At 53.5% G+C, this 12198-nt stretch carries 9 protein-coding genes; 2 read left to right on the top strand and 7 right to left on the bottom strand.

Translation table 11 applies throughout. From position 1 onward, the window contains the following. The 4 genes from JG725_RS03800 to pgpB form a co-directional block, all read right to left on the bottom strand. Complete coding sequence (locus tag JG725_RS03800) at positions 1-1521, bottom strand: sugar ABC transporter ATP-binding protein (protein WP_172289339.1); 1521 nt, start codon at positions 1519-1521, stop codon at positions 1-3. After that, complete coding sequence (locus tag JG725_RS03805; RefSeq protein WP_199376646.1) at positions 1522-2151, bottom strand: DUF2291 family protein; 630 nt, start codon at positions 2149-2151, stop codon at positions 1522-1524. An 89-nt stretch (positions 2152-2240) separates the two neighbouring features. Continuing rightward, positions 2241-3182 (bottom strand): D-ribose ABC transporter substrate-binding protein, encoded by a 942-nt coding sequence (locus JG725_RS03810; protein WP_172289337.1) that lies wholly within the window; start codon positions 3180-3182, stop codon positions 2241-2243. Positions 3183-3422: 240 nt separating this feature from the next. Beyond that, a complete protein-coding gene (pgpB, locus tag JG725_RS03815; protein WP_172289336.1) occupies positions 3423-4196 on the bottom strand; it encodes a phosphatidylglycerophosphatase B in 774 nt (257 codons plus the stop codon). Positions 4197-4455: 259 nt separating this feature from the next. On the opposite strand from pgpB, the gene ribA reads away from it, so the two are divergent. Next, a complete protein-coding gene (ribA, locus tag JG725_RS03820) occupies positions 4456-5049 on the top strand; it encodes a GTP cyclohydrolase II (protein ID WP_199376648.1) in 594 nt (197 codons plus the stop codon). Positions 5050-5118: 69 nt separating this feature from the next. Here ribA and JG725_RS03825 read toward each other — a convergent pair whose 3' ends face one another. The 3 genes from JG725_RS03825 to acnA form a co-directional block, all read right to left on the bottom strand. Then, positions 5119-6345, bottom strand: a complete 1227-nt coding sequence (locus JG725_RS03825) for an OprD family outer membrane porin (RefSeq protein WP_172289334.1) — start codon at positions 6343-6345, stop codon at positions 5119-5121. 65 nt (positions 6346-6410) lie between these two features. Continuing rightward, positions 6411-7934 (bottom strand): FAD-dependent oxidoreductase, encoded by a 1524-nt coding sequence (locus JG725_RS03830; protein WP_199376650.1) that lies wholly within the window; start codon positions 7932-7934, stop codon positions 6411-6413. Between the two features lie 570 nt (positions 7935-8504). Further along, positions 8505-11180: an aconitate hydratase AcnA gene (gene acnA, locus JG725_RS03835; RefSeq protein WP_199376652.1), complete on the bottom strand. Its 2676-nt coding sequence runs from the start codon at positions 11178-11180 to the stop codon at positions 8505-8507. Positions 11181-11572: 392 nt separating this feature from the next. Between acnA and gstA the strand changes: the two genes are divergently transcribed. Beyond that, positions 11573-12181: a glutathione transferase GstA gene (gstA, locus tag JG725_RS03840; protein ID WP_172289331.1), complete on the top strand. Its 609-nt coding sequence runs from the start codon at positions 11573-11575 to the stop codon at positions 12179-12181. The last annotated feature ends 17 nt before the right edge of the window (positions 12182-12198 follow it).

Here is a 12198-nt window from a genome sequence, read left to right on the forward strand (position 1 = left end):
TCAGAACCCTTGTGCACTTGCCGAAACCAATGCCGACTCGCTGGCGGACTGACGAACAATATTCGCCGTCAGTTTGCCGTTCGACATCACCAGAATACGATCTGATACCGCCATGATTTCCTTCAGGTCCGAGGTGGAAAACAGTACGCCGATCCCCTGCTCCGACAGTTTGACCATCATCTCAAACACGTCGGCCTTTGCGCCCACGTCGATTCCGCGGGTCGGCTCATCCAGCAACAGGATCTTGGGGCTGGTCAGCAGCGAGCGGCCGATAACCACTTTCTGCTGATTGCCGCCGCTCAGCGCCTGAATCTCCACCTGCGGCGAGGAAACCTTGATACCCAGTCTGCCGATAGTGCTGGCGACCACTTTCTCTTCCTCCTGGTGAAATATCGCCATACCGTATTTCAGCCGCCGCCATAAGCTGGCGATGGTCAGGTTGGAGGCCACCGACGATAAGGGGAAAATGCCGGTTTTTTTGCGGTCTTCCGGCACCAGGCTCATGCCCATGCGGATGCGCTGGGCGGTGGATAGACGCGTATGCACCGGTTTGCTATCGAGATAAATCTTGCCCAGATAGTCATGCTGCGTTCCCAGCAGACACTCGAACAGTTCGGTGCGTCCGGCCCCCATCAGACCGTAAACGCCAACGATTTCACCCTCTCTCACCACAAAGGAGACATCGTTGACCACTTTGTTGCCCGCATCGTTGAGGCAGGTGATGTGTTCCGCTTCCAGTACCGGCGCGCCAAAAGTCCTCCCCGGCTGGAGGAAACTGGATACCGGATCGCCTCCCAGCATCTCCCGAATGATCCACGGCACGTCGATTTCACTGACCGCCGCTTCCGCCTGAAAACGGCCATCGCGCAAAATGGTGATGTAATCGCCAATGGCCATCAGTTCTTCCAGACGGTGGGAAATATAGATAATGGAGACGTTTTGCCGGGTAAGTTCGCGGATCACCCGAAACAGAATGTCCACTTCGGTTTTACTCAATGCCGAGGTAGGCTCATCCAGAATCAGAATATCGGCTTGTTCGGCCAGCGCCTTGGCGATTTCCACCAACTGCTGCTGCCCCACTTTCAGGCCGGCCACCTCGGTGCGGGGCGATATATCCTGATCGAGGCGCGCCATCAGCTGTGCGGCGATTTTCTCCTGTTGCCGGTAATCGATGGGCCCCAGCCCTTTCTGAATCTCCCGCCCAAGAAAAATGTTCTCCGCCACGGTGAGGTTTTCAGACAGGTTCAGCTCCTGATGCACCATGCCGATGCCTTTGGCCGCCGCATCGCGGGTATTGGCGATACGAACCACCTCGCCGTTCAGCAGGATCTGGCCGGCGGTCGGCTGCTGAACGCCGGCCAGTATTTTCATCAGCGTCGATTTGCCCGCGCCGTTCTCCCCGATGATCACATTCACCTTGCCGCGATAGACGTTGTAATCCACGTTATCCAGCGCTTTGGTGCCGGGAAACAGCATCGTGACCCCGCGGGTAGCCATAACAATATCCGGTTTCTGAGTCATTTACTGCGCCTCCCCGGAAGATTCGGGCGGGAGCAATTCGAGCGGCACCGCGTCGCTGATGCCCTGCACGGTCAGCCTTAACGCGGCTAGCACCCGGATATCTTTTCCCTGCCAGCCGTCATCAATAACCGGCAAATTCTCGATGGCCTTTTTATTCAGCGAACGCGCCAACTGGGCGAACTGCACCTGATTTTTAAAATCCTCAAAGCGAATGAATCCGGCGGCATCGCGAAGCGCATTGCCCTTGACGATAGGCCCCAGTTGCAACACAACCGTCTCGCCCTGCACGCCGATCTCCAGCCGTCCTTCACGGCCTTGACGATCGATTTTCACCACCTGCCCCTGAAACCGCGCATACACCGCTTTGCCGGCGCTGCCCGTTAGCGATGCCTGCAACTTTTTCAGTTCATCCCAACTCAGCGCCTGTTCCTGCGCCAGCGGCAGCAGCTTCGGCTGCCAGAGTTCGGTCGCAATAGTATCCGGCGTCATGTTGCTGTAGCTCGGGGTCGCGGACGGATCGGCGGGGATAATCGGTTTGCCGTTTTCATCCAGATCCACCACCGTACAGGCCGACAGCAACAGCGCGCACAGGCCGATCCACCCGGTACGGCATCGTTGATAACGCTGCATAATGGCTCCTAATGTTATGCGATGTCGCAGCTTGCCTGACGCGGGGCGCTTACGCCCCCCGGTCAGTCCTTTTTACGGTTGCCGCGCGCTTAGGGTTTCAACGCAAAGGTATTGAGCTTGCCGGCGTTGGATTCATCAATCAGAATGCAGTCCATCAACTGCTTTTCGTCATGCTGGGCTTTACCGTTCTTCAGATAATAGTCGGCCTGTTCCACCGCCATCTGGGCCTGCTCCCAGCCGGGTTGCAGCACCGTCGCCTTGATGTTGCCTTTATTGATAATGGAATCGCGCACGTAGTCGCTGCCGTCAAACCCCACCACAATGACATCATGCCGCCCAGCCGCCTTTAGCGCCGCTTCGGCGCCCAGCGCCATGGTGTCGTTGCCGGAAATGACCCCGGTGATATCCGGATTAGCCTGTAGGATGGCTTCCATTCGGTTGAAAGCTTCGGTCTGGCTCCAGTTGGCGGTCTGCCGGGCAACCATCTTCAGATCCTGGTATTCATCGATCACGTCGTGATAGCCCTGGGAACGAACGTGCGCGTTGGTGTCTGACTCACGGCCGATCAATTCCACGTATTTGCCTTTTTGCCCCATCAATTCAACAAACTTCTCGGCGCCAAGCTGCGCGCCCTGATAGTTATTGGAAACAATCTGCGCCACCGCGACGCCGGTTTCATTAATCTCGCGATCGATGAGAAAGGCCGGTATTCCCGCCGCTTTGGCTTTTTTCAACGGCCCGATGGTGGCATCGGCGCCGGCGTTATCCAGCACGATGGCTTTGGCTTTGCGGGCAATCGCCGTTTCAATCAGCTGGTTTTGCTTGCTCACGTCATCATCGTGGGAAGCGACCAGGGTGGTGTAGCCCAATTCAGTTGCCTTGGCCTTGGCGCCTTCCGCCTCGGCTTTAAAAAAAGGGTTATCGTGGGATGGCGTAATAATGGCAATCAGCCCGTTGTCGGCCGCATAGGCAGCGGCGGAAAGGGAAAGCATGATCGCCGTCAGGCAGGGTTTCAGTAGGTAAGGTTTCATTATTATTCCTCTCATTGAATATATATTCAATATTGAATTAACATTCAAATGGAGTTTTGCAAGCAAAATGGAAATTGTCCAATGGTAAAAACAGGAATAGCGAAGCAGCTCACAAATTGTTTACATTTGTGATTCAACGCAGAGTAAGGCGGGAATTGAGCGGTACGCAGGCGGATGACGGCCGGTCATCCGCGGAGATTCAGAAGAGTATTAAGGCGCATAATGCGCCGTTTGGGCGATTTACGCTTTCCTCTGAGAAGCGTCATCCTGTTGCTGCTCGGCGATTTCTTCACGTCGCAGCGAAAGCGGGCCGCACCAGCGCTGGGCCAGCCAGCAGGCAACGATCACCAGCAACCAGCTTATCAGCGTGGCAACCACCAGATCCTGCGGCCAATGCATCCCCAATACCAGACGACTTCCCATCACCGCGCTCGCCCACAGCATTAAAACCACCACCGTTTTGTAATGCCGGCGCGCCCACAACAATCCGACGCCCAGCAGCGCCCAGGTGGCGGCGAACATCGTATGCCCGGACGGAAAAGCGAACCCGGTTTCAAACTGCCAGTGATGACGCAGCCATTGGGGGATCTGCGCTTCGTCTTGCAGTTGGTTTTTTACCAGCGCCGAGCGCTCTTTGCGCGGCAGAGAATAGAAGTAGCCTTCGTCGATCTGGTGATTTTTTTCCAGCCAGACGACGAACGGACGCGACTCCTGCACCCACTCTTTGATCGCCGACTTCATCCCCTGGCCGATCAGAACCGTGATAATCATGATCGCCAGCAGGCCGAGCGCCGGTTTCAGTCGAAATCGCAAGCACCACAGAAACCAGACGCTTAATATCGTGCTGGTTAAAATGCCCCACGGCGACGTCACCGTCTCTGTCGTCCAGAACAACATCCGCAACCATAGCCCGCTATCTTTCGGTTGCCACTGCCATCCGCTAGCCCAAATAATCAATGGCATTAGCAGCAGAAATGCTGCACCGATAGTGGTCCGTCTGGCGATTTCGTACATCATTTCTTCCTATAATTCAGTGTGATGACTGAAACAATATTTTCACAATTCTATCAGAAAAACCGACATCAACGGTCAGTATGGCGTAAAATAGCTCCCGGTTTCGTCAATGAGCGAACATCGCCGTAAAATTCTTGAGCCGCCTGAACACGATCGGCGAGTGCAATGCCCTAACTTTTCAGCTATGGCTTTTTGCTGGTCAAGGCCCCAATCCGGCAGTAGGATGCGCGTCAGCATTTTTGTTTTTTTGGAGAATAACATGCAGCTAAAACGGGTGGCAGATGCCAAATTACCCACCCCCTGGGGCGATTTCCTGATGGTGGGATTTGAAGAATTAGCCACAGGACACGATCACCTCGCATTGGTTTATGGTGATATTTCCGGCCCGATCCCGGTTCTGGCGCGGGTGCACTCTGAATGCCTGACAGGTGATGCGTTGTTTAGCCTGCGTTGTGACTGTGGTTTTCAGCTTGAAGCCGCCCTGAGCCATATCGCCGAAGAAGGCCGCGGCGTCCTGCTGTATCACCGGCAGGAAGGCCGCAATATTGGTTTGCTGAATAAAATTCGCGCCTATGCGTTGCAGGATTTGGGCGCGGATACCGTTGAAGCGAATCACCAGCTGGGCTTTGCCGCCGACGAGCGCGACTTCACATTATGTGCGGACATGTTCAAGCTGCTGGGTATTGATGAAGTCCGACTGCTGACCAATAATCCGCAAAAAGTAAAAATCCTCAATGAAGCCGGCATTAATATCGTCGAGCGGGTGCCGCTGCTGGTCGGCCGCAACCCGAAGAATGAACGCTATCTGGCGACGAAAGCCGCCAAGATGGGCCATCTGCTGGATATGAAATAGCCGGATAAAGCCAGGTCAGGCGAGTCGCCTGACCTGACGGCGCGCAACAAAAAAACATTCGGTTAGGTTTTATTTTCCGCCGAGAACAAAGCTGTAACGGAGATAAAACCGTAAATCATTGAGGTTCTCCCCTTTCTCCGCATCGATGATCGCATAACGCACCCGCGCGCTGAGTCCCTCAAGCGCGCCGGAAAAGTCATACTGAACGCTAAAATCGGTCTCGTTGACATCCTGCGCCTGCTGCGAGAAATACTGAACGCTGTTGGTATCGTAATAGGCGTGGAATACATAGGCGCTAAGCCCTTTGATGCCTATTTGAGAGAAATCATAGGCCACTCTCAGCGCGTAAGCCGTTTCATCGGCCCGGCCTGCGGCGTTGACCTGCTGTATGATGACTCTTTCATCTCCCCAGGGCGTATACAGCTCGTCGTCGCCGGTCTTGGCGTAAAAAGCCGCCACATTGAAACCGTGGGCTTTGAAACCGGTATTGAAGCCATACTGGTAAGTGTCGAACGCCCGGCCGCCCAACTCATCGCCGATTGACTTTTGGAACAACACCGACGGAACGAAAAACAGCTCGTAGTCGCCGACCTTCTTCGCCGCGTGAACTTTAAAGAAACCGGAGTCGAATACATCGTCCATATGGTACATCCAGCCCTGGAGCTGAACTTGCGCGGAATCGAAAGGTAGCGTGTATTTCACGCCGCCGACCATAAGATCCCGGTTAACTTCTTCGCCATTCACGGTGATCAGGGAAGTGAACCTATCGTCCCACCAGCCGGCGAAGTCGGTCATGTAGTACGCCGACAGTTCCAGATTTTCTATGGCGTTGTTCACCGCGGAAAAGCCTCTGTAGGTCTTGGGCATCAGCCTTACGTCATGCGCATTCATAAAGGGCGTATTGGCTTCCTGGGCGCCGAATTTCATTTTGGTATCGAACCATTCGCCCTGAATATAATATTCCTGAAGGCGGGAGAGACTTTGATGCTTGTTGGTGCCGTATCCCTTAACCAGACCATAAACACTGTGGTCATCATTGCTGCCGAGATCATTGGCGCTGGCGAAAGCGGCGCCCGCGCTCAATCCATTAACCGCGGCGGTGTGATAGTAGAATAACGTGCCGGTGGCTAAATCGGCGCGTTTATCACTTTCTTCGAACTCTCGTTCGAAATAATAGGTTCTCAGTTCCCCCTTGAGCGTTCCCTGTTCAAAGGCCTGTTTCAGATTGTCTGCTGCAAATACCGGGGAGCCTGACACCAAGGCGATTACGATTGATAATAAAGCCAGAGCTTTCATTTTGCGTCCCTCTCGAAAAAATGAAAAATACCCGCGCCAATAGGCAGCGGGTTAATAGCGGATAATTATTTTATGTATTTGACCGCGTTTTCAGCGGCGATCCGACCTGAGTTCAGCGCAAAGGCGAAACTGGCTCCGCCCATTTCAAGGTCATAACTGTCGCCGTACATGCCGCCCGCATCAAGCCCGCCGGCGTAAAGCCCGGGAATCGCTTTTCCCTGAGCAGTGACGACCTCGGTTTTCTCATTGATCCGGATACCGCCGAACGTCCCCAGCGCTCTGGGCTGAAGTTTCGTCACATAGAACGGGCCTATTTCCACCGGACGCAGGAAATCGGCGTTTTTAAAGAACTGTTCGTCCTTATGCCTTGCCGCCGCGTTGTTGTTTTGCGCAATGGTTTCTTTAAGCACGTCAGGATCCGCACCGATTTTTTGCGCAACCTCCTCGATGGTGCCGCATTTGAAAACGTTGCCGTTGTTCTTGGCGAGCTCTTTATTGAATTCCTCGTCGAGTTTATCCAGCCGGGTGCCATAGGTTACCCATTCGCCTATCGGCATCTGGATACCTTCGTTCAGAAACAGTTGTCTTGTCTGCTCGTCGTAGATGGAGTAAGCCACGCCGCCGATTCGCTCCAGCGCATTGCCGGAGAATGGCCACTCGGCGATGTTGTACTCATCGGTGTATCTTCTGCCGTTGGGGTCAACGTAAAGGTAGGGCTGAACGGCGGCGGCGATAAGGTGCGACTTGGTGGAAAAATCAGCCAGGCCGGGGCGATAGGAGATCATAATCTCCGCGCCCTCCTCGGCGGCGCCCGCTTCCCAGGCCATCTGAATGCCTTCGCCGTCTTTACCCGCCTGACCCACCATGATCACGTCGGGAAATCTGGAGTATTTTTGCAGCATTTCCTTATTGTTGCCGTAACCGCCGGTTCCGATGACGACCGCTTTGGCGTTGACGATCACTTTCTCGCCGTCTTTGTTTACGCCTTCAACGCCAACCACCCGGTCATCTTTTTTGATCAGTTTCTTGCCGGGGGTCTGGAGCAGCACCGTGCCGCCCAGGTCGCGAAACTTCTTGTCAAGCGCCACCATCACGGCATTACCGTGGTGATAGCGTTTGCCGTTAAGCTCCAGTTCGCCTACCACATGCCAGGTCAGAGGCCCGCCGAACCCTCCTACGCCGATGAACTCATAATTCACGCCGAATTGTCGCAACCATTCGAGGGTTTCGGCGGATTTGAGGACGATGGCGCTGACAAGAGGCGCATTGGCGCGCCAGTGGCTGTAATTCATGATCGCCTGGAAGGCGAATTTTTTGGAGACATCAATACCCTGTCTTTTTTGCATCGCGCTTTCCGCGGCGAAAATACCTTCGGCGAAGTTGGCCGAACCTCCCATAATGGCCTGTTTTTCCAATATGATTACCTCAGCCCCGAGCATTTTTGCCTGTACGCCCGCAGCGAGACCCGTAGCGCCCCCACCGACGACGACGATATCGGTGTTGTATACCTGATCCGCATGGACAGGGAGAGAAAACAGCGCCGCCCCCAACGCGGCGAGCAGGATTCTGATAGGAAATAAACGTTTCATAAGTCAACCTCTCTTTATCTCTATTCTTATTATTGAGTTTCTTATCGCCGACGCTTTAACGCCTTGTTCAGCATTCCTTTTTCAAATGGCGACGGCGTTGGCTTATTTTTTAACCATTCAAATCACATGGATATTTTTTCGATGTCATACAGCGACAGCTGGAAATTTATATCCGCGGTTATTAACGGTATTTGATTTAAAAAGAGAGTTATGCCTGACTGGCATCCACAAAAGGAAACGGACGATTGAATACGAAGACAACCCGGTTATGACAAACGCGTTCGCTATCGCCCTAAGACTATCCTGATGACGTCTGAAAACCAGAGCGCCGAGAGAGTTCCGACCCTGCATATCCGTGAGGACAGGTTGTCTTCCCCAGCTTGCAGGGCGAGAAACTCTCGCCGGAAAACGGCAACTCCGTCGAGAACCTTAGCGCAGCGCACCGGGTGGAACTGTGAACGTTGTCATTAACCGTACGAAATACAATCACCTCAATGATTAGAATTTGATCCAGCGCGTAGTCTGCCCACCGTTATCCCGATACCGGGAGCCGCCGGTATCGGGCATGGCTCAGAGCATATTGCGGATCACATAATGCAGGATGCCATCATTCTGGTAATAGGTGAGTTCGTTGCGGGTATCAATACGGCAACGGGTTTTAATCACTTCATTTCTCCCTTCGCCATCGGTAATAACCACATCTACCGACGCGCCGGGCGTCAAGCGGTTTAATCCCGTAATGGAAATTTGCTCATCGCCGCTCAGCATCAACGTTTTACGCGTCACCCCAAGCGGGAACTCCAACGGCAGGATCCCCATACCGATTAGATTGGAACGGTGAATACGCTCGAATGATTCGGCGATCACCACACGCACTCCCAGCAAACGCGGGCCTTTCGCCGCCCAGTCCCGGCTGGATCCTGAGCCATACTCCTTTCCGGCAAACAGCGCCAGCGGGACATTTTCTTCCTGATAGCGCATCGCCGCGTCATAGATTGTCATCACATTTTGCGAAGGAATATGCCGGGTATATCCCCCTTCCTTCTCCGGCACCATTTCGTTGCGGATACGGATATTGGCGAAGGTGCCGCGCATCATCACTTCATGATTTCCGCGCCGCGAACCATAAGAGTTAAACTCTTTGGTCTCGACGCCGCGATCCAATAAGTAGCGGCCGGCCGGGCTGTCCCGTTTGATATTACCCGCCGGGGAGATATGGTCGGTGGTGACGGAGTCGCCCAGCATCGCCAGAATGCGGGCGTTATGGATATCCTGCACCGGTTCCGGCTCTTTCCCCATGGTAAGGAAGAATGGCGTCTGACGAATATAGGTCGACTCCTGGGGCCACTGGTAGGTGGGATTGTCATCGACCTCGATGTCTTTCCACTCCTGCGTACCTTCAAATACCGCGGCATATTGTTTATGAAACATATCCGCGCTGACATTCAATACCGCATTGGCCACCTCTTTCGCCGAAGGCCAGATATCCTTCAGATAAACCGGCCGACCTTCCCGATCTTCACCCAGCGGCTCACGGGTAAGATCAATATTCATATTTCCTGCCAGCGCATACGCCACAACCAGCGGCGGCGAGGCCAACCAGTTGGTTTTCACCAGCGGATGGATACGGCCTTCAAAGTTACGATTTCCCGATAGCACCGCGCCTACGGTTAAATCTCCGGCTTTAATCGCCGCCTCAATGGATTCGGGTAGCGGCCCTGAATTACCGATACAGGTCGTGCAGCCGTAACCCACCAAATTAAAACCCAGTTCATCAAGATAGGCCGTCAGTCCCGCTTTGGCGTAGTAATCGGTTACCACCCGGGAGCCGGGAGCCAACGATGTTTTAACCCAGGGTTTTTTCTTCAGCCCGCGTTTTACCGCATTCTTGGCCAGTAATCCGGCCGCCATCAACACGCTGGGATTTGACGTATTGGTACAGGAGGTGATCGCCGCAATCACCACGGCGCCCTGATACAAGCGGTGCGTCTCACCGGCCAGCGTGAATTCTTCATAGTCCGGCCGGTTTTTCACCGTATTGACGTCCAGCTCCCTGCTGGCGTTGAACGCCTGCGGCACGGCGCTCAGCGCCACTCTGTCCTGCGGCCGTTTAGGGCCGGCGAGGCTGGTTTCAACGCTACCCAGATCCAGCGTCAGCTGACTGGTGAATACCGGTTCGTCGCCGGCGTTTCGCCACAATCCCTGTTGCTTACTATAGGCTTCCACCAGTTCGATTTGCTCTTCGCTGCGGTTAGTCAGCCGCATATATTCCAGCGTAATGTGGTCAACCGGGAAAAAGCCGCAGGTGGCGCCGTATTCCGGGGCCATATTGGCGATGGTGGCCCGGTCGGCCAACGGCAAATAATCCAGACCGTCGCCGTAGAACTCAACAAATTTCCCGACCACGCCATGTTTGCGCAACATTTGGGTCACGGTGAGCACCAGATCGGTCGCCGTGATCCCCTCGCACATTTTTCCGGTCAATTTAACGCCCACCACGTCCGGGATAAGCATCGAAATCGGCTGCCCCAGCATCGCGGCTTCCGCTTCAATCCCCCCGACGCCCCACCCCAGCACGCCAAGGCCGTTAATCATGGTGGTATGTGAATCCGTCCCGACCAGCGTGTCGGGATAAGCCATCAGCTTATCCTGCCGTTTTTCATACCACACCGCTTTCGCCAGATATTCGAGATTAACCTGGTGGCAAATGCCGGTTCCCGGCGGCACCACGCTGAAGTGGCTGAACGCATTCTGTCCCCAACGCAGAAACTGGTATCGCTCATAGTTGCGCTCCATTTCCAACTGGGTGTTGTCCAGCAGCGCTTGCTCATCGCCAAAGTGGTCTACCGTCACCGAATGGTCGATAACCAGATCAACCGGCGACAACGGGTTCACTTTATTAACGTCACCGCCCAGGCGCTCCACCGCCGCGCGCATCGCGGCAAGATCGACCACCGCGGGTACGCCGGTAAAATCCTGCATCAGCACGCGCGCCGGACGATAGGCGATTTCCCGCTCGACATGCCCGGTTTTCAGCCATGAAACCACGGCCAGAAGATCGTCGTGCTGAACCGTATCGCCATCCAGATGGCGTAACAGGTTTTCCAATAATACTTTTAACGACTTGGGTAAGTTATCAATCGTTCCAAGCTGCCGGGCCGCCAGGGGCAAACTGTAATAGTGATAGGTTTGTTGCCGCACCCTAAGCGTATCCAGGCAGGTGTCGCGAAGAAAATGAGATGACATGCTTCCTCCCAAAGTGACCTGATTAATCATTATTTTGTGTCAACCGACCATTCAATATCCAGCCTGAACATACGGTCTTGTTTAAATATAACACAAACAAATAATAACATTTTCGCAACATGCGATATGAATGCAGCGATAGCCTATGACGATTAATAAAAGTCTGAAGGAAGGTTTAGACTGCGGCTAAATTAAGTAAAGTTAACGGTCTTTTTGACCGATATAAATAAAGCCAACAGGTAATTTTTTCATTGCTTTTTTGTATGACTAATGTTTTGCAAGACGCTTCACAACCTGATATCAAGATTTATAGTAAAAATACAAAATACGTTTATTAAATAAACGGTAGCCCATCTTTTGATGGATAAAATAATAATATCAAGGGGTTATATATGAAACTGTTTTACAAGCCTGAAAGCAGTTCCCTTTTTACTCATATCGTTTTGCTGGAGTCCAAGTTGGACTTCAAACTTGAAAAGGTGGATCTCAAAACTAGGAAAACTGAACGCGGTATCGATTATCTGTCGATTAATCCTAAAGGGCTGGTGCCGGCCTTGTTACTGGACGACGGCACCGTGTTGACCGAAGGCGTCGCCATTGCCCAGTACGTCGCAGACCGGGTTCCGCACTGCAACCTTATCGCCCCCATTGGCAGCATGGCGCGTTACCACACCATTGAGTGGCTTAACTACATCGCCACGGAGTTGCATAAATCCTTTGCCCCCATATTTCGTCCCGGTACGCCGGAAACCTATAAAGAACTGTTATTTGAATATCTACAGGTGAGGTTTCGTTATATCAACCTGGTGCTGAGTGAACAGAACTACCTGGTCGCCAACCGTTTTAGCATCGCGGACGCCTACCTGTTTACGGTTATGCGCTGGGCGCAGTCATTGAAGCTGGATATGTTCCGTCATCCGGCGCTGGCCGCTTATCTTGAACACATCGCCGCCAGGCCGTCGGTTGCAACGGCGCTCAAGGTTGAAAGGTTGAAAGGTTGAAAGGTTGAAAGGTTAAA

Source organism: Brenneria sp. L3-3C-1, from assembly GCF_016456245.1.
In the GTDB taxonomy this organism is placed as follows: domain Bacteria; phylum Pseudomonadota; class Gammaproteobacteria; order Enterobacterales; family Enterobacteriaceae; genus Brenneria.

What these genes read in the sequence shown, in the direction of transcription:
- JG725_RS03830 (WP_199376650.1), bottom strand. Translation starts at nt 7,934, where the DNA reads ATGAAACGTTTATTTCCTATCAGAATCCTGCTCGCCGCGTTGGGGGCG.
- ribA (WP_199376648.1), top strand. Translation starts at nt 4,456, where the DNA reads ATGCAGCTAAAACGGGTGGCAGATGCCAAATTACCCACCCCCTGGGGC.
- pgpB (WP_172289336.1), bottom strand. Translation starts at nt 4,196, where the DNA reads ATGTACGAAATCGCCAGACGGACCACTATCGGTGCAGCATTTCTGCTG.
- JG725_RS03800 (WP_172289339.1), bottom strand. Translation starts at nt 1,521, where the DNA reads ATGACTCAGAAACCGGATATTGTTATGGCTACCCGCGGGGTCACGATG.
- acnA (WP_199376652.1), bottom strand. Translation starts at nt 11,180, where the DNA reads ATGTCATCTCATTTTCTTCGCGACACCTGCCTGGATACGCTTAGGGTG.
- JG725_RS03810 (WP_172289337.1), bottom strand. Translation starts at nt 3,182, where the DNA reads ATGAAACCTTACCTACTGAAACCCTGCCTGACGGCGATCATGCTTTCC.
- JG725_RS03805 (WP_199376646.1), bottom strand. Translation starts at nt 2,151, where the DNA reads ATGCAGCGTTATCAACGATGCCGTACCGGGTGGATCGGCCTGTGCGCG.
- JG725_RS03825 (WP_172289334.1), bottom strand. Translation starts at nt 6,345, where the DNA reads ATGAAAGCTCTGGCTTTATTATCAATCGTAATCGCCTTGGTGTCAGGC.
- gstA (WP_172289331.1), top strand. Translation starts at nt 11,573, where the DNA reads ATGAAACTGTTTTACAAGCCTGAAAGCAGTTCCCTTTTTACTCATATC.